This window comes from Actinosynnema sp. CS-041913 (genome assembly GCF_050942485.1).
GTDB lineage: Bacteria > Actinomycetota > Actinomycetes > Mycobacteriales > Pseudonocardiaceae > Actinosynnema.
The window spans coordinates 6,760,820-6,777,536 of sequence record NZ_CP192037.1 but is presented as its reverse complement, the minus strand read 5'-3'; the positions used below and the strand labels follow the sequence as shown (position 1 = coordinate 6,777,536).

Annotated in this window: 20 protein-coding genes; 10 read left to right on the top strand and 10 right to left on the bottom strand. The window is 71.6% G+C overall.

Translation table 11 applies throughout. The features are described 5' to 3' along the window. Positions 1–316: 316 nt before the first annotated feature. From ACQPZF_RS30190 to ACQPZF_RS30175, 4 genes are read right to left on the bottom strand one after another with little or no spacing between them, the layout of a single operon-like run. Positions 317–637 carry a hypothetical protein gene (locus ACQPZF_RS30190; RefSeq protein WP_433262698.1) on the bottom strand — a complete coding sequence of 107 codons (321 nt, stop codon included), beginning with the start codon at positions 635–637 and terminating at the stop codon, positions 317–319. Then, positions 637–909, bottom strand: a complete 273-nt coding sequence (locus ACQPZF_RS30185; RefSeq protein WP_433262697.1) for a YbaB/EbfC family DNA-binding protein — start codon at positions 907–909, stop codon at positions 637–639. The genes ACQPZF_RS30190 and ACQPZF_RS30185 overlap by 1 nt, the downstream gene beginning before the upstream one ends. Continuing rightward, positions 906–1,925 (bottom strand): CHAP domain-containing protein, encoded by a 1,020-nt coding sequence (locus ACQPZF_RS30180; protein WP_433262688.1) that lies wholly within the window; start codon positions 1,923–1,925, stop codon positions 906–908. Before ACQPZF_RS30180 ends, ACQPZF_RS30185 begins: the two co-directional genes overlap by 4 nt. 9 nt (positions 1,926–1,934) lie before the next feature. Then, entirely contained in the window at positions 1,935–2,570 is a 636-nt protein-coding gene (locus ACQPZF_RS30175; protein ID WP_433262686.1) for a type VII secretion target, read from the bottom strand. An 89-nt stretch (positions 2,571–2,659) separates the two neighbouring features. On the opposite strand from ACQPZF_RS30175, the gene ACQPZF_RS30170 reads away from it, so the two are divergent. Next, positions 2,660–4,006 carry a replication-associated recombination protein A gene (locus ACQPZF_RS30170; protein ID WP_433262684.1) on the top strand — a complete coding sequence of 449 codons (1,347 nt, stop codon included), beginning with the start codon at positions 2,660–2,662 and terminating at the stop codon, positions 4,004–4,006. Positions 4,007–4,047: 41 nt separating this feature from the next. Further along, on the top strand, positions 4,048–4,776 hold the full coding sequence (locus tag ACQPZF_RS30165) for an SAM-dependent methyltransferase (RefSeq protein WP_433262682.1): 729 nt from the start codon (positions 4,048–4,050) through the stop codon (positions 4,774–4,776). A gap of 129 nt (positions 4,777–4,905) precedes the next feature. Here the strand turns inward: ACQPZF_RS30165 and ACQPZF_RS30160 are convergent, their stop codons facing one another. From ACQPZF_RS30160 to ACQPZF_RS30150, 3 genes are read right to left on the bottom strand one after another with little or no spacing between them, the layout of a single operon-like run. Next, on the bottom strand, positions 4,906–5,829 hold the full coding sequence (locus ACQPZF_RS30160; RefSeq protein WP_433262680.1) for a sucrase ferredoxin: 924 nt from the start codon (positions 5,827–5,829) through the stop codon (positions 4,906–4,908). 16 nt (positions 5,830–5,845) lie between these two features. After that, the gene (locus ACQPZF_RS30155; protein ID WP_433262678.1) at positions 5,846–7,033 is read right to left on the bottom strand and encodes a cupin domain-containing protein; all 1,188 of its coding nucleotides are present in this window, start codon (positions 7,031–7,033) and stop codon (positions 5,846–5,848) included. Next, a complete protein-coding gene (locus ACQPZF_RS30150) occupies positions 7,034–7,162 on the bottom strand; it encodes a hypothetical protein (protein WP_433262676.1) in 129 nt (42 codons plus the stop codon). Positions 7,163–7,365: 203 nt separating this feature from the next. Here ACQPZF_RS30150 and ACQPZF_RS30145 point away from each other — a divergent pair, with 203 nt between their 5' ends. Genes ACQPZF_RS30145 through ACQPZF_RS30120 form a run of 6 tightly spaced genes read left to right on the top strand, consistent with a single transcriptional unit; the run spans position 7,366 to position 13,315 of the window. Beyond that, positions 7,366–7,758 (top strand): DUF948 domain-containing protein, encoded by a 393-nt coding sequence (locus tag ACQPZF_RS30145; protein ID WP_433262674.1) that lies wholly within the window; start codon positions 7,366–7,368, stop codon positions 7,756–7,758. Beyond that, positions 7,755–8,021, top strand: coding sequence for a hypothetical protein (locus tag ACQPZF_RS30140; protein ID WP_433262672.1), 267 nt, complete (start codon positions 7,755–7,757; stop codon positions 8,019–8,021). The genes ACQPZF_RS30145 and ACQPZF_RS30140 overlap by 4 nt, the downstream gene beginning before the upstream one ends. Before the next feature lie 54 nt (positions 8,022–8,075). After that, positions 8,076–10,748 carry an alanine--tRNA ligase gene (alaS, locus tag ACQPZF_RS30135; RefSeq protein ID WP_433262670.1) on the top strand — a complete coding sequence of 891 codons (2,673 nt, stop codon included), beginning with the start codon at positions 8,076–8,078 and terminating at the stop codon, positions 10,746–10,748. After that, positions 10,735–11,250, top strand: a complete 516-nt coding sequence (gene ruvX, locus ACQPZF_RS30130) for a Holliday junction resolvase RuvX (protein ID WP_433262667.1) — start codon at positions 10,735–10,737, stop codon at positions 11,248–11,250. Before alaS ends, ruvX begins: the two co-directional genes overlap by 14 nt. Next, positions 11,247–12,467, top strand: coding sequence for an endolytic transglycosylase MltG (gene mltG, locus ACQPZF_RS30125; RefSeq protein ID WP_433262665.1), 1,221 nt, complete (start codon positions 11,247–11,249; stop codon positions 12,465–12,467). The genes ruvX and mltG overlap by 4 nt, the downstream gene beginning before the upstream one ends. 2 nt (positions 12,468–12,469) lie before the next feature. Next, positions 12,470–13,315, top strand: a complete 846-nt coding sequence (locus ACQPZF_RS30120) for a shikimate dehydrogenase (protein WP_433262663.1) — start codon at positions 12,470–12,472, stop codon at positions 13,313–13,315. 72 nt (positions 13,316–13,387) lie between these two features. On the opposite strand, the gene ACQPZF_RS30115 is transcribed toward ACQPZF_RS30120, so the two are convergent. The 3 genes from ACQPZF_RS30115 to ACQPZF_RS30105 are packed head-to-tail and all read right to left on the bottom strand — an operon-like array spanning position 13,388 to position 15,769. Continuing rightward, the gene (locus ACQPZF_RS30115; RefSeq protein WP_433262661.1) at positions 13,388–13,657 is read right to left on the bottom strand and encodes an HPr family phosphocarrier protein; all 270 of its coding nucleotides are present in this window, start codon (positions 13,655–13,657) and stop codon (positions 13,388–13,390) included. Between the two features lie 18 nt (positions 13,658–13,675). Beyond that, entirely contained in the window at positions 13,676–15,004 is a 1,329-nt protein-coding gene (locus ACQPZF_RS30110; protein WP_433262659.1) for a PTS transporter subunit EIIC, read from the bottom strand. Positions 15,005–15,007: 3 nt separating this feature from the next. Beyond that, the gene (locus ACQPZF_RS30105) at positions 15,008–15,769 is read right to left on the bottom strand and encodes a GntR family transcriptional regulator (protein ID WP_433262656.1); all 762 of its coding nucleotides are present in this window, start codon (positions 15,767–15,769) and stop codon (positions 15,008–15,010) included. A gap of 175 nt (positions 15,770–15,944) precedes the next feature. On the opposite strand from ACQPZF_RS30105, the gene ACQPZF_RS30100 reads away from it, so the two are divergent. Together ACQPZF_RS30100 and ACQPZF_RS30095 are read left to right on the top strand one after the other, a co-directional pair. Continuing rightward, the gene (locus tag ACQPZF_RS30100) at positions 15,945–16,178 is read left to right on the top strand and encodes a glucose PTS transporter subunit EIIB (RefSeq protein WP_433262654.1); all 234 of its coding nucleotides are present in this window, start codon (positions 15,945–15,947) and stop codon (positions 16,176–16,178) included. Continuing rightward, the gene (locus ACQPZF_RS30095; RefSeq protein ID WP_433262653.1) at positions 16,175–16,630 is read left to right on the top strand and encodes a PTS sugar transporter subunit IIA; all 456 of its coding nucleotides are present in this window, start codon (positions 16,175–16,177) and stop codon (positions 16,628–16,630) included. Before ACQPZF_RS30100 ends, ACQPZF_RS30095 begins: the two co-directional genes overlap by 4 nt. Positions 16,631–16,717 lie beyond the last annotated feature (87 nt).

Genomic DNA, 16,717 nt, shown 5'->3' with positions numbered 1-16,717 from the left:
TTGGATTTCAGTTTTTACGCAAAAAGACGGCAGAAGAGTGACCACGAAGCAAGGCGACCGGAACCTGAGCAGGTCTGGGCTCAAGCCGGGAACAGTACGCAACGGGACCACATCATCGATAGCCCTAAAGGCTGCCCGGGGACCGGTGTCAGCGCAACGCGCCGCCCGCAAAGCAACCCGCCCAGCCGTCTGAGCCGCGTGCCTTCGGCCCGAAGAGCACGCGACCTGGCAGCCGCAAGTGCACGTTCCGTAGCGCGCGTGGCGTTCCGGCCGTCCCTGACAGCTTCAGGGCTTAGCGATAATGTGGTGCCGCTGCTTAGCGTTCCCGGCTTGAGACCAGACCTGCGTAAGTACTGGTCACCTTGCTTTGTGGTTCCTCTGCGGTGGTGTCGTTTCGTAGAATTTTTTGAAGGATGCTGGTGCTCTCGCTTACTGCGGCGATGCCGTGGGTTAGTGCGTCGTTTGTTGCCTGTTCCGCCAGTCGTCGTATGGTGGCGGCTAGTGTTTCGGGGCGTTGTGCGAACGCTTCCTTGGCGAAGGTCAGGTCTACCAGTTTGCCGTGTAGGTCGACGGTTACCGCCACGCCGTCGTCGGTCGCCTTGGCCCGGATTGCGTCCAAGCGTTCGCCGAGGCTCATCAGACCCTCCAAGTCGTGGGCGTGGTGTCTTCCACCGTTTCGGTCAGCCGCGCGTCCACGCTTAGGCCCAGTTCGTCCAGGTTGCCCAAGGTGTGCGCCACCCGTGCGTTCGCGCGCGCGGTGGCGGTGTCGACCAGGGTCAGGATGGTGCGGGCCAGGTCTGGGCCCAGGTGTAGGGCTCGGCTGTCCAGGGTGAGGTCGCGCAGCGCGCCGCCTGGGCCGACCTCCACCGCGACGCCTTGGTCCGGGTCGTGGGCGTGTGCGCTGATCACGGGTGGACTCCTCCGTAGAACTTGCCCGAGTTGAGTTGGTGGGTGTTGCGCCGGACGGCGTCGCCGGAGTTGCCCTCGATCAGGGTCACGGTGTTGCCGGAGACCTTCTCCACGATCCCGATGTGCTTGCTGGTGGCCGTGTTCTGCGGGCCGGAGCCGAACAGCAGCACGTCGCCGGGGCGGACGGCGCTCAGTGTCGTGTACGCCTTGCCGTGGCGCTGGCCCCAACGGAACACATCCCCGGTGAACGGCAGCAGCGGGATGTCCACGCCTGCCTTGCGCCACATGGCCGTCGCGAACGACGAGCACCACGCGGCGGTTGGGCCGTAAGGGTTGCGGTTGCTGCCCGGTGGGTTCTCGCGGACGCCGAGTTGGCGTCGGGCCGCTGACACGATGGTCCGGGCACGGCCGCGTTCCCTTGCCTTCGACGGCTTGGTGCGGACCTTCGTCGGGTCGGCCCGGCCGTCGGCCACGCCGTCGTGCTCGGCCTCGCGCTCCAAGGCGCGGAGCTTGCGGGCCGCGTCCTCCAGTTCGGCTCGGGCGTGCCGGACGGCGGCGGTGGTTTCCTTGGTGTATCGGGGTTCCAGGTCGGCCGCCGCCGCGACGGCTTTGAGCAGCGCGGCTTGCGAGCCGACCGCTTTCCCGGCGTCGAGCAGGCGGGTCGCCTTGTCCAGGTACTCGTCCACGGCCTGCCGCGCCCTGGTGTGCCCGGTGGTCAGGGTGCTGCTCACGCCGGCGACGATCTGCTCGGCCTCGCGGGCGGCGTCGGCGGTGGTTCCCAGTTGTCTGCCGAGCCGGCCGGAGCGCTTCTCGAAGCCTTCCGAGTTGGCGCCCTTCCAGTGCTCCAGCACGATCTTGGACGCCTTGCGGTGGTCCTCGTGCCGGTCGGTGAGGCCGGTCGCGGTCTGGTGCAGCGCGTACTGCACCTTCACCGCGTCCTCCGCCTTGCCCGCCAGGGAATTTCGGTGCCCGATCATGCTCTCCGCGAAGTGCCGGGCCATCTCGCGTGTGTCCACAGTAGATCCTCAGTTCCCCAGCGAGCGGGCGATGTCGTCCTCCTGGTCCCGGTACGACCGGGCGGAGCGGGCCGCTGACGCGGCCAGCGCGTCGGTGTTGTGCGCGACGGCCTTGACCTGCTTGCGCAGTGCCGCGCCGAAGCCGTCCAGGGCGTCGGCGAAACCGGACTGCTTGCCGATGCGGCCGAAGCTGTCCTCGGCGATCTCCCGGACCTCGCGGACGTGCTTGCGGCCCAACGCCGTGAGGTCGTCGGCGGTGTTCTGGGTGCGGCGCGCGTAATCACGCAGGATGCCGGTGTCGACGGAGAACCCGCCGTTGCCGCCCGAGCCGCCACGCCCGCCCGAGCCACCGTTCCCGCCCGAGCCACTGCGCCCGCCCGGACCGCCGTTCCCGCCCGAGCCACCACGCCCGCCCGAGCCGCCGCGCCCGCCCGGACCACCTCCGCCCGAGCCGCCTTCCGAACCACCGGAGCCGTTGCGGCCCAACGCCTTCACACCGCGCCGGGCCTCGTCCAAGTACTCGCGGTACCTTGGGGCGCCGGCGGACTCGGCCAGCGCGAACGCCACCGCGATCGTCAAGTCCTCACCGCGTAACCCCGCGTCGTGGGCGTGCCGGGCGATCTGCTCCGGACTCAGCCTGCTCATGCGGCCACCCTGGCGCGCCCGCGCCCGCCGGGGAACCGCCGTTGCACGCTCGGACAGCGGGACTGCACAGGGGAGCTACAGTCGAACACGTGAACGAAAGGCTGTTCGACGAGGGCTTGTTCGGCGTCGACCCGGAGGAGCGGGCGCAGCGCATCGCCGCGAACGCCCCGCTGGCCGTGCGGATGCGTCCGCGCACGCTGGACGAGGTGGTCGGCCAGGGGCACCTGCTCGGGCCGGGCGCGCCGCTGCGTCGGCTGGTGGAGGGGTCCTCGCCCGCGTCGGTGATGCTCTACGGCCCTCCCGGCACCGGCAAGACCACCCTCGCCACGCTCGTCTCGCAGACCACCGGACGGCGGTTCGCCGCGCTGTCCGCGCTCTCGGCGGGGGTGAAGGAAGTCCGCGCGGTCATCGAGGAGGCGCGTCGCCGGCTGGTCCGCTCCGGCGAGTCGACCGTGCTGTTCATCGACGAGGTGCACCGGTTCTCCAAGACCCAGCAGGACGCCCTGCTCGGCGCGGTGGAGGACCGGATCGTGCTGTTGGTCGCCGCGACCACGGAGAACCCGTTCTTCTCGGTCGTCTCGCCGCTGCTGTCCCGGTCGCTGGTGCTCCAGTTGCGTCCGCTGGGCGACGACGACGTGCGCGCCCTGGTCCGCCGGGCGGTCGTGGACGAGCGTGGGCTGAACGGGGCGGTCACCGTCGAGCCGGACGCCGAGGACCACCTCGTGCGGCTGGCGGGCGGTGACGCGCGGCGGGCGTTGACGGCGCTCGAAGCCGCCGCCGACGCGGTGTCCGGGACCGGTGTGCTGGACCTGCCGACGCTGGAGGCCACGGTCGACAAGGCGGCCGTCCGCTACGACCGGCAGGGCGACCAGCACTACGACGTGACCAGCGCGTTCATCAAGTCCATCCGGGGTTCGGACGTGGACGCCGCGCTGCACTACCTGGCCCGCATGATCGAGGCGGGGGAGGACCCGAGGTTCATCGCGCGGCGGCTGGTCATCCACGCCAGCGAGGACGTGGGCATGGCCGACCCGACCGCGTTGCAGACCGCCGTGGCCGCCGCGCAGGCCGTGCAGCTCATCGGCCTGCCCGAGTGCGCGCTGAACCTGGCCCACGCCACCGTCCACCTGGCGACCGCGCCGAAGTCGAACGCGGTGACCACGGCGATCGGCGCGGCCATGTCGGACGTGCGGAAAGGCGCGATCGGCTCGGTCCCGGCGCACCTGCGGGACGGCCACTACGCGGGCGCGGAGAAGCTCGGCAACGCGCAGGGCTACCGGTACCCGCACAACGTGCCGGAGGGCGTGCTGACCCAGCAGTACCCGCCGGACGACCTGGTGGGCCGCGACTACTACGAGCCGACCGGCCGGGGCGCGGAGCGATACATCGCCGAACGGCTGCCCAAGCTGCGCCGGGTTGTCCGGGGGCAGGAATAAATCCGATGCCGATCCGGGCCGCGTCTGCAACGGTGTGCGCCGTGAACGATGCTCCGGCCAATGGCCATGCTTATCTCGACTTCAACTCGCCGTTGTCGGACACGAAGGCGTACGACCTGATCAACAGCCTCGCCCCGCTGCGCGACGCGACCGTGGTGGACTACGGGTGCGGCTGGGCGGAACTGCTGCTCCGGGCGGTGGAGCACGAGGCGGGCGCGATCGGCCTCGGCGTCGACTCCGACGACTACGCCATCGACCGCGGCAACGCGAACATCGAGGCCCGCGGCCTCGGCGAGCGCGTCCGGCTGGACCGGGCGGACGTGACCACGTGGGAGACGCCGCCGGCGGACGTGGTGATCTCGATCGGCGCGTCGCACGCGTGGGGCGGCACCCGGCGGACGCTGGAGGCGATGCACGCCCGGCTCAAGCCCGGCGGCCGGCTCCTGCTGGGCGACGGGTTCTGGGAGAGCGAGCCGAACGCCCGCACGCTGGAGGTCTTCGCCCCCGACGAGTTCGGCACCCTGGACGAGCTGGTGGACCTGGCGATGGCCTGCGGCTACCGGCTGCTCAACCTGGCCACCGCCACGCTGGACGAGTGGGACAGCTTCGAGTCCCGCTGGTGCGCGGGCCGGGAGCGCTGGCTGCTGGAGAACCCGGACCACCCGGAGGCGGCCGAGGCCCGGAAGATCGTGGACGACCACCGCGACCTGTGGCTCAAGGGCTACCGCGGCAGCATGGGCTTCGCCTACCTCACGCTGGCCCGGCGGTAGGGACCGGTCGTCCCGTCCGGCCGGGGATACCGGGCGGGACGACTCTCCCGCTCAGGTCGTGGTCGGCGCGCCCCACTCAACCCGTGGCTGCGTCCCGCGCAGGGGCAGGTCGTGGTCGGCGCGTCCCGCTCAGGCCGTGGCCGGTGTCTTGATGTCGTCCGTCGTGTAGGCGGCCGGCGCGATCACGCCCGAGCAGCGGCTCTCGCCCCTCACGGCAGCCTCGTTGCGGTGAACCGTCACCTCGTACAGGTGATCCACACCCTGCACGGTCACCACCCGTGCCTCGCCGTCCGGCGACTCGACCGGCCGTTCGGCCACGGCCAGCGCCGCGTCCAGCCCGCGCAGCCCCCCCACGTGCTTGCGCACCGCGATCTCGGCGTACTGCGCCCACGGGCTCGACGCCGACGTCCGCCCGCGGAGCTGCTCCGGCTGCACCTGCCCGGCCAGCGCCGCCTTCGCGACCAGCGCCGCCTCACCCGGGTCGAGCTGCCCGTGCAGGAACCCGTCCGGCACGACCAGCAGGTTGCCCGCCCACCGGTCACCGCCGACGTGGCTGACCTCCCACGCCCGGCCGGGGTGGTTCGCGCCCAGCACGCCCGCCAGCGGGCGGCCCAGCACCGCGCAGCACATGTCCTTCGTGCCGTGCGTGCACACCAGGAACAACGGCCCGTCGACGCGCTCGCCGTGACCGGGGACGCCCGCCGCCAGCGCGGCCACGTCCAGCGACCCGAGGTCCTCGAACGCCAGCCGTTCGAGCCACCGGTTCCCCGGCACGCCGCTGGCCACGAACACCGAGCGCGGCCCGGACTCGGCGCGCCGGTGCCGGCCGGGGCGGCGGATGAGCAGCGGGCGCAGGCCAGCCGCGCGGGGCCCGTCCAGCCGCCCCGGCGCGAACACCGAGGCCAGGGTCTGCTCCAACGCGTCGGACGGCCACGGACCGGGCTGCTCGATCAGCAGCCACGACGTCATGTGCGCCGCGGTACCGGCCGGGTTGCCGCCAAGCTGGCGCGTGAGGATCGCGCACCCCGGCAGGCCCGAACTTACGTTAGGCATACCTAATCTTACCGGATCACTCCGGTGCGAGCATTCCTCTGGTGACCAATTCGCCGAGCAATGCTCGCACCGTCGCCCGGTCCAGGGTCGGCGCTCCGGCCTCCACCAGAGACTTCACCGAGTGCCGGGCACTGCCCGCGAGCAGTTCCAGCACCGGTGCCGCCGCCGCCGCGAAGACCAGCCGCTGACCGGCCGCCTCCAGCGACACGGTCTCCGGGCCGACGGTGAGCACCGCTCGCGGCGTCAGCAACCGCACCTCGGCCTCGTCGCCGGCCGGCAGCAGGTCGCGCGTCGCCGTCCACGGCAGGCCCACGTGCGGGATCGCCGGGGCCTGCGCGTCCCGGTCCGCCAGGAACCGCCCCACCACGCCCGCGTCCATCAGCGAGGCGACCCGGGCCCGCAGCACGTCCGCGTGCGCCGCCTGCTCCTCGGGTGCGGCGAACCGCGGCAGGTCGGTGCGGAACACCTCGTCCGCCCGCAACTGGTCGGCCAGCCACGCCACCAGGTCCACCCCGGTGGCCCGGTTGAACCCGATGGTCAGGTGCAGCGACTCCTCGCCGACCGCCGACACGTCGTGCCAGTGCCCGCGCGGCACGTAGAGGACGTCGCCGTCCTCCAGCAGGAAGTCCTCCAGCGGCTCGTTCGACGGCCGCTCCGGCAGCTCCACGTCCCGCTGCAACGGCGCGGGCCTGGTCACCCCGTGCACCCGCCACCGCTTGCGGCCCGAGACCTGGACGATGATCGCGTCGTGGTCGTCCCAGTGCACGTCGAAGCCGTGCGTGACGCCCCAGCCCGCGTACAGGTTGACCTGCACCCGCTCGCGCAGCTCGTGCTCCAGCGCGACCGCCAGCTCGCCCACCGGGCCGAACAGCTCGTGCACCGAGTCCAGCACCAGCGTCGCGCCGCCCCGCATCTCCGCGGCGAAACCGGCGGGCAGCAGCCGGGGCACCAGCCCGGTGCGCCGGGTCTCCACCAGCTCCGAGTAGGAGTGCGCGGGGACGACCTCGCCGCCGCGCGCGAGCCGCAGGCGGGGGAACTCCAGCCGGTGCTGCCGGAGCACCCGGTTGACCTCCGACCACGGCAGCAGGTCGGCGAACCGCCCCGCCCGGCCGGGGAACCGCCGGTGGACCCGGCCCTGCACCGCGGCGAAGAACTGGCTGACCCCGACCGGTGCGACGAGGTCAGCCAGGGACGGGACGGTCACTCAGTCGTTGCCGTCGTTGTCGGCGACCGCGCCGTTGGCCTTGCCCCGGTCGACCGCGCCGGTCAGCGGCTCCGCGCTGAGCAGCAGGCCGCTGGACGGGGCCTCGTACGTCTCGTTCTCCTGAGCCATGCCGTGTCCTCCTGGAAGTGGGGGTCGAACAGCGAAGATCACGGTACGGCAACGGAACGGGCAGGTCATCGGTCATCCGAGTAGTTCTCACATGCCGGCCGGTGGCGCGCGGCAGGCGGAACGGAGATCCACCAGAGGTCATTCGGGCGACACACGGTAACCTTGGGCGCCCGACGCCCCCAGCAAGCCTTTCAGGAGGATCCGTGTCGCCAGGGCAGATCGCCGCGCTGGTCGCCGCCGGCGCGTTCGTGCTGCTGGTGATCCTGCTGGCCATCCCGCTGATCAAGCTGGGCCGCACGCTGGACGAGGCCACCATCGCCATCCGCAAGGCGCACCAGAACAGCGACCCGATCTTCACCGGCGCGAACACCACGATCACGCACGTGAACACCCAGCTTGAGCGGGTGGACGGGATCACCGCCAACGCGCGCGCGGTCACCGGCAACGTCTCCGCGCTGACCTCGCTGTTCACCGCCACCCTCGGCGGCCCGCTGGTCAAGGCCGCCGCGCTGTCCTACGGCGTCAGCAAGGCCATCCGGGCGCGCCGCGCCGCCGCCCAGTCGCCGAAGAAGCACTCCCGGCGGGGCCGGCGATGAGGCGGCTGTTCTGGTTCGGCCTGGGCATCGCCGCCGGCGTGGTCGCCACCCGCAAGGCGGGGCAGGCCGCGCACGCCGCCACCCCGGCCGGCATCGGCGCGAACGTCGGCGAGGGACTCCGCGAGCTGGCCGGCGCGATCGGCTCGTTCGGCGCCGAGGTCCGCGCGGGAATGACCGAGCGCGAGCACGAGTTGCAAGAGAGCGTGGAACGTCAGACGGGCTTCACGCCGGGTCGGCGAGCGCGCAGGGCGAACGACCGCTAGAGGTCGTTCGCCTCGCCGTGCCCTGATTTCCACTCCAGATCCAAGGACGAGCCCGTGCAGACCCACGAGATCATCAAGCGCTTCCGCGAGCATTTCGAGCGAGCCGGCCACACCGTCGTGCCCAGTGCCTCGCTGATCCTGGACGACCCGAACCTGCTGTTCGTCAACGCCGGCATGGTGCCCTTCAAGCCGTACTTCCTCGGTGAGGCCCCGCCGCCGTACGAGCGCGCCACCAGCATCCAGAAGTGCGTGCGCACGCCGGACATCGACGAGGTCGGCAAGACCACCCGCCACAACACGTTCTTCCAGATGGCGGGCAACTTCTCGTTCGGCGACTACTTCAAGGAAGAGGCCATCCGGCTGGCCTGGGAGCTGATCACCAAGTCCCAGGACGACGGCGGCTACGGCTTCGACCCGGAGCGCATCTGGGTCACCGTCTACCTGGACGACGACGAGGCCATCGAGCTGTGGCAGAAGGTCGCCGGCCTGCCGCAGGAGCGCATCCAGCGCCGGGACGGCAAGGACAACTACTGGGACATGGGCGTGCCCGGCCCCGGCGGCCCGTGCTCGGAGATCTACTACGACCGCGGCCCCGCCTACGGCAAGGAGGGCGGCCCGGTCGTCGACGAGGACCGGTACCTGGAGATCTGGAACCTGGTCTTCATGCAGGACGTGCGCGGCGAGCTGAGCCCGAAGGACGGCCACCAGCCGGTCGGCTCCCTGCCGAAGAAGAACATCGACACCGGCATGGGCGTGGAGCGGGTGGCGTTCCTGCTCCAGGGCGTGGACAACGTCTACGAGACCGACCTGGTGCTCCCGGTGATCCGCAAGGCCGAGGAGCTGTCCGGCCGCAAGTACGGCGCCGACCCGGTCGACGACGTGCGGTTCCGGGTCATCGCCGACCACGCCCGCAGCGGCGTGCTGATCGTCGGCGACGGCGTCACCCCCGGCAACGAGGCCCGCGGCTACGTGCTGCGCCGCCTGCTGCGCCGGATCATCCGGTCCGCCCGCCTGCTGGGCGTGACCGAGCCGGTGCTGGTCCGGTTCGCCGAGCTGGTCCGGGACGCCATGGGCCCGACCTACCCCGAGCTGGTCAGCGGGTTCGCCCGGATCGCCCAGGTGCTCCAGGCCGAGGAGGACACCTTCCTGCGGACCCTGGAGGCCGGGTCGCGGATCTTCGAGGGCGCCGCCGCCGAGGTCAAGGCCGACGGCCGCGCCACGCTGCCCGGCGACAAGGCGTTCCAGCTCCACGACACGTACGGCTTCCCGATCGACCTCACCCTGGAGATGGCCGCCGAGGCGGGCCTGACCGTGGACGAGGACGGGTTCCGCAAGCTGATGGCCGAGCAGCGCGCCCGCGCCAAGGCCGACGCCGCCGGCAAGAAGACCGGCCACGGCGACCAGACCGTGTACCGGGAGCTGCTGGACCTCGGCGCGACCGAGTTCACCGGCTACCAGGAGCTGGCCTCCGAGGCCACCCTGCGCGGCATCATCAGCGACGGCAAGCGGGTCCGCTCCGCCCGCGAGGGCGAGATCGTCGAGGTCGTGCTGGACCGCACCCCGCTGTACGCCGAGTCCGGCGGCCAGGAGAGCGACGCCGGCACGATCGTGTCCGGCGGCGCCGAGCTGGAGGTCGTGGACGTCCAGAAGGTGGCCCGCAAGCTGTGGGTGCACCAGGTGCGGGTGCTGTCCGGCGAGATCGCCGAGGGCGAGCACGTCGAGGCCCGGGTGGACCCGGAGTGGCGCGTCGGCGCCCGCCAGGGCCACTCCGGCACGCACGTCGTGCACGCCGCCCTGCGGCAGGTGCTCGGCCCGTCCGCGCTGCAGAGCGGCTCCTACAACAAGCCGGGCTACCTGCGGCTGGACTTCGCCTGGACGGGAGGCCTGTCGGAGGAGACGCGCAGCGAGATCGAGGAGGTCTCCAACCTCGCGGTCCGGCGCGACCTGCCGGTGCAGGTCGTCTACACCGACATGGGCGGCGCCCAGGAGATGGGCGCGGTCGCCCTGTTCGGCGAGACCTACGACGAGACCGTGCGGGTGGTCGAGATCGGCGGTCCGTGGTCGCGTGAGCTGTGCGGTGGCACGCACGTCGAGCACTCGTCGCAGATCGGCCCGATCACGGTGATCGGCGAGTCGTCCATCGGCTCCGGGGTGCGCCGGCTGGAGGCCTACGTCGGCATCGAGGCGTTCCAGTACCTGGCCCGGGAGCGGGCCCTGGTGCAGAACGTGGCCTCGCTGCTGAAGGTGCCCGACGCCGAGGTGCCGGCCCGGGTCGAGGCCCTGGTCGAGCGGCTGCGCACGGCGGAGAAGGAGCTGGAGCGGGTCCGCGCCGCCCAGTTGCTGTCCAGCGCCGGCTCGCTGGCCGAGCAGGCCCTCGACGTGCGCGGGGTCGCCCTGGTGGCGCTCACCCTGCCCCCCGGCACCCCCGCCGGCGACGTGCGGACGCTGGCCGGCGAGGTGCGCAACCGGCTCGGCGACCGGCCCGGCGTGGTCGGCCTGTTCGCCCCGGACGGCGACAAGGTGAGCTTCGTGGTGGCCACCACCGCCGCCGCCCGCTCGCTGGGGCTCGCCGCCGGCAAGCTGGTGCCCGCGTTCGCCCCCGCCGTCGGCGGCCGGGGCGGCGGCAAGCCGGACCTGGCCCAGGGCGGCGGCACCGACCCCGCCGGCGTGAACCAGGCCCTGGCCGCCCTGCGTGCCGAGGTGGACCGCGCCGTTGAGCAGCACTGACCGTCCCGGCGTCGACGACCCCGGCCTCGGCAGGAGGCTGGGCGTCGACGTCGGAGCGGTCCGGGTAGGGGTCGCCCTGAGCGACCCGGGGGCGTTTCTGGCGACTCCGCTCGTTACCCTGGCACGTGACGAGAAGTCCGGGCGGGACCTCGCGGACCTGGCCGGACTGGTCACCGAGCACGGCGTCGTGGAGGTCGTGGTCGGTCTGCCACGGACCCTGGCCGGGCGACACGGGCCGGCAGCGGAGACGGCGGCGGCGTACGCTGCGGCGTTGGCCGGGCGAGTCGCACCGGTTCCGGTGCGGCTGCACGACGAGCGGCTGACCACGGTCACGGCGAGCCGGGTGCTCGCCGAGCGCGGGGTGCGGGGCAGGAAGCAACGTGCCGTCGTGGACCAGGCTGCCGCGGTCGAGATCCTCCAGTCCTGGCTGGACGCACGGGCACGACACGTGGCCCGCTCTGCCGATGAGGAGCGAGCCCCCGGAGCGAAGGACCGCACGTGAGCGACGACCTCGGGTTGTTCAGCGAACCTGACGTGCACCACGACGAACGGCCGCGCGCCAAGTCGGGGGCGGTGGCGGCGCGGCGGGCCAAGCGCCGGCGCAAGCGGACCATCCTGTGGATCGTGGTCGCGCTGGTGCTCGCGGTCGGCGGCGTCGGCGCCTACTACGGGTACCAGACGCTGAGCGGCATCGGCTCGTTCGAGGACTACGCCGGCGCCGGCGAGGCGGACGTGGTCGTCGAGGTCAAGGACGGCGACCTGGTGACGACCATCGCGACCACCCTGCGGGAGCAGGACGTGGTGGCCAGCGCGCGGGCGTTCACCGAGGCGGGGCGGGAGGACCCGCGGGTCACCGCGATCCAGCCCGGCTTCTACCTGATGAAGACCAGGATGTCCGGCCAGGCGGCGGTCGACCGGATGACCGACCCCAAGGCCAAGGTCGTCCCGCTGGAGGTCAAGGGCGGCAACGTGCTGCACGACATCACCGGCGTGGACGGCAAGGTCACCAAGGGCATCCTGTCGATGCTGTCCGACGCCTCGTGCGCGGAGCTGGGCGGCGTGAAGAAGTGCGTGACGCCGCAGGAGCTGCGGGACGCGGCGGAGAACGCCGACGCGGCGGCGCTGGGCATCCCGGAGTGGGCGCTGGCCGACTTCGGCCGCGCGCCCCGCGAGCACCGGCTGGAGGGCCTGATCACGCGCGGCCTGTACCAGCTCAAGCCCGGCGCGTCGGCCCCCGAGCTGCTGAAGAGCGTCATCGAGACGTCGACCCAGCGGTTGCAGGGCTACGGCATCCCGGCGGGCACGAAGACGACCGGCTTCCGGCCGTACCACGTGCTGACCATCGCGTCGCTGATCGAGAAGGAAGGCCTGGAGAAGGACTTCGGCAAGGTCTCGCGGGTCATCTACAACCGGCTGGCGGTCAGCCAGATCCTCCAGTTCGACTCGACGGTCAACTACAAGCTGGACCGCCCGATCGTGACCACCAGCGACGACGACCGCAACCGTTCCGGGCCGTACAACACGTACAAGGTGGCCGGTCTGCCGCCGACGCCGATCGGCTCGCCGAGCCGGGAGGCGATCACCGCGGCGATCAACCCCGAGGCCGGCGCGTGGCTGTACTTCGTGAAGTGCCAGAAGGACGGCACGTCGTGCTTCTCGGAGGACATCGACGAGCACAACCGCCTGGTCGACAAGGCCCGCGCGGAGGGTGTCTTCTGACGGTGGCCCGCCAAGCCGCGGTCATCGGCTCGCCGGTGACCCACTCGCTGTCGCCTGTGCTGCACAACGCCGCGTTCGCGGCGCTGGGCCTGTCCGGGTGGTCCTACACGCGGATCGAGTGTTCCGCCGACGGTGTCGAGCCGCTGGTGCGCGGGCTCGATTCCTCGTGGGCGGGTCTTTCCGTGACGATGCCCGGCAAGCGGGCGGCTCTCGCGGTCGCCTCGTCGGCTACTTCGCGGGCTGCGCTGGTCGGCGCGGCGAACACCCTCGTCCCCACCCCGGACGGCTGGCGTGCCGACTGCACGGACGTCGACGGTGTGCTGGGCGCGCTCCGCGCTGTTTGCGGGTTCACCGGCGGTTCGCACGCCGTGCTGCTGGGAGCCGGCGGCACGGCCACGGCTGCCCTCGTGGGCCTGGCTTCCGTCGGTGTGACGTCGTTCTCGCTCGTGGTCCGTTCGGCGGCGCGTGCCGCCGAGGCCGAGGCGTGTGCCGCCCGGGTCGGTGTGTCGTTGACCGTGATCTCTTGGGACACCGCGGATTTCGCGGCTTTGGCGGCCTCGTCCGACGTGCTGGTGAGCACCGTTCCGCCGGCCGCCACCGCGCCGATCGCCACCTCGTTGGCGGAGGCGCCGTGCGTCCTGGACGTCATCTACCACCCGTGGCCCACGCCGGTGGCGTCCGCGGTGGCGAAGCGCGGCCGTGCCCTGGCGACCGGGCTGGACATGTTGCTGCACCAGGCTTTCGGGCAGTCCGCGCTGTTCACCGGCCGGCCCGTGCCGCGGGCGGCGATGCGGGACGCCCTGCGTGCCGCGACGGGTGACGTCCTGCCGTTGCCGTTGGGGGAGTAGACCCCGCGCACGACCGGGCCCCTGCTCGCACGAGGTGCGAGCAGGGGCCCGGTCGTCGATCGTCCGGGTGGATCAGCCCTCGTCGAGGTCGGTGGCGATCATCTCCGCGATGGCTTCCAGCGCGGCGTCCGCGCCTTCGCCGTCCGCGGCCAGCACGACCTCGTCGCCGTGCATCGCGCCGAGGGTCATCAGACCCAGCACGCTGGCTGCTTCCACCGGTTGGCCGTCGTCCTTGCGGATGGTGACCTTCACCGGTTGGCCCGCAGCCGCCTTCGCCAGCAGGGCGGCAGGGCGGGCGTGCAGTCCTACCTTGCTCGCCACGGTGACCCGTCGCTCAGCCATGATCCGTCCTCTCGTCTCTCAGCCGTCCCGGTCGGGACGCGTGCGCTTGGCGCGGGTTTCCGTCTCCCCGGCGCCGGTGCCCTCCCTGACCTCGGTGCCCTCGACGACGCTGGGATCCGCTTCCGGGTCCTCGTTGTCGTCCCGGCCCGGGGTCCGCAGGTTCCACTTGGTGATGACGAAGCGGAACAGGAAGTAGTAGATCACCGCGTAGATCAGGCCGACGAGGACCAGCAGCCAGGGCTTGGTCGAGATGCCCCAGTTGAGGATCATGTCGATCGCGCCCGCCGAGAAGAAGAACCCGTCGTGGATGCCGAGCGCGTTGGTGATCGCCAGCGAGGTGCCGGTCAGCACCGCGTGGATCAGGTACAGCGGCCACGCCACGAACATGAACGCGAACTCCAGCGGCTCCGTGACGCCGGTGATGAACGCGGTCAGCGCGGCCGAGCCCATGATGCCCGCGATGAGCTTCCGCTGGGCCGGTCGCGCCGTGTGCACGATCGCCAGGGCGGCGGCGGGCAGCGCGAACATCATGATCGGGAAGAAGCCGGTCTGGAACGTGCCGGCGGTCGGGTCGTGGGCCAGGAAGCGGGTGATGTCGCCGTGGACGACCTTGCCGTCGGCGGTGGTGAACTCGCCGAACTGGAACCACACCACGTTGTTGATGATGTGGTGCAGGCCGAGCGGGATCAGCAGGCGGTTGACGACGCCGAAGACGCCCGCGCCGATGATCGTGCTGCCGGTGACCGCCTCTCCGAGGCTCTTGATACCGCTGTTGAACACCGGGTAGATCAGGCCGAGCAGGACGGCCACCACGACCATCACGGCGGCGACCAGGATCGGCACGAACCGGCGACCGCCGAAGAACGCCAGGTACGGCGGCAGCTTGATCCGGTGGTACTTCTGCCAGAGCACGGCGGTGATCAGGCCGACCACGATGCCGCCGAGCACCCGGTAGTCGATCAGGACAGGCTTGGCGCCCACCTCGGTCGGCTGGTCCAGGACGAACGGCGACATCGCCGTGAACACGCCCTGCATCACCACGTAGCCGACGACGGCGGCCAAGGCGGTCGAACCGTCACCCCGGCGGGCGAACCCGATCGCGATGCCGACTGCGAACAGCAGCGGCAGGTTGGCGAGGATCGAGTCACCGGCGTTGCCGATGACCGCCGCGACCTTGTTCCACCCCAAGCCGTTCTTGCCCAGCAAGTCGTCCTGGCCCAGTCGGGCCAGGAGACCGGCCACCGGCAGCGCGGCGATCGGCAGCATGAGGCTGCGACCGAACCGCTGAAGCGTGGCGAGTCCCTTGATGTCACGACCGCCGACGGCCTGTGGGGCGCTGGCGCTCATGGGTTACCTCCCTTTGGCGGAGAGCGGGCCGGATTCCGGGTCGGTCCGGTCCAATTGCATGGTCACCTGGTAGAGATCGCCCCGGTACCAGGACGTCATGTCTTCGACGGGTCGACCGGAGGAGCTGGTGACGCGGCGGAAGACGAGGAGCGCGCTGCCGGTCTTGACGCCCAGCAGCTTCGCGGTTTCGGGGTCCGCGCCTTCGGCCCAGACCGTCTGCTGCGCGTAGTCGAGCTGCACGCCGTAGCTGTCGGCGAGCAGCGTGTAGAGCGAGGCGGTTAGGTCGTGCCGGTGCAGTCCGGGCAGGATTCGGGGGTGGTACCAGCCACGCTCGACCGCCAGCGGCACCCCGTCGGCCCGGCGCAGGCGGACGAGGTGGCAGGCGGGCTCGTGCGGGGGCAGGCCGAGCGCGGACGCCGCGGCCGGCGGCGGCACCTCTTCGGCGCACCGCTGCACCTCGGTCGTGGGGACGAGACCGCGCCGCCGCATGTCGTCGGTGAAGGACTCCAAGTAGAGCTGGGCGTCCATGCGCCGCCGGGCGGTGAAGGTGCCCCGGCCCTTCGCCCTGGTCAGCAGACCTTCGGCGACGAGCTGACCGACCGCGGCGCGCACCGTGATCCGGGAGACCCGGTACTGCTGCGCGAGGTCGCGTTCGGACGGGATCGGCGAGCCCGGCGGCAGCTCCTGCTCGGCCATGCGCCGCAGGATGTCCCGGAGTTGGGCGTGCTTGGGCTTGGGCCCGTCGACGATCTCGTTGCGGTTCATGACACCTCCCCGTGCTCGCCCCGTAGTCGCGCGGTCAAACCCCGATTGGTACTTTCCGGTCTAGACCAGTTGGTGCGGGGAGGATGCTCCGCGCGCCAAGCGGGTGTCAACCGCCGTTACGGGACCGTGCCCGAGCGGTGGCACCCTCACTGCGGGTGTCGAGAGAGGACTTGAAGTGGCGGACAAGGCGGAGAAGATCGTCGCCGCGCTCGGCGGGGCGGACAACATCGTGGAGATCGAGCCTTGCATCACGCGCCTGCGCTGCGAGTTGGAGGACGGCGACCGGGTGGACGAGAAGGCGCTCAAGGCGCTCGGCGCGCACGGCGTGATGCGGGCGGGCAACATCGTGCAGGTCGTCGTCGGGCCCGAGGCCGACACCCTGGCGAGTGACATCGAGGACCTGCTGTGACGTTGCGCGTGGCGAGTCCGGTCAGCGGACGGGTGGTGCCGCTGACCGAGGTGCCGGACCCGGTGTTCTCGCAAGCCATGGTGGGCCCCGGCATCGCCGTGGAGCCGGACCGGGTGGCGGGCGAGGTGGTGTCCCCGGTGGACGGCACGGTCGTCACGCTGCACCCGCACGCGTTCGTGGTGGCCACGGCGGACGGCGCGGCGGTGCTCGTGCACCTGGGCATCGACACCGTGAAGCGCAAGGGCGAGGGCTTCACCCTGCACGTGGTCAAGGGCGAGTCGGTGCGGGCCGGGCAACCGGTCGTGACCTGGGATCCGGCCGGGATCGAGGCCGCCGGGTTCGCCCCGATCTGCCCGGTCATCGCGTTGGACGCCACCGCGGACGCGCTGCTCGACCAGGCCGCTCCCGGACCCGTGACGGCTGGTGACACCCTGTTCTCCTGGCAGCACTGAGAGTGCTCGACGCCGACGGGTTCGGATGAATGGACCATTCATCCGAACCTGTTCTTGTGCTCTGAACGGCCCATCCGCCACCGTTGA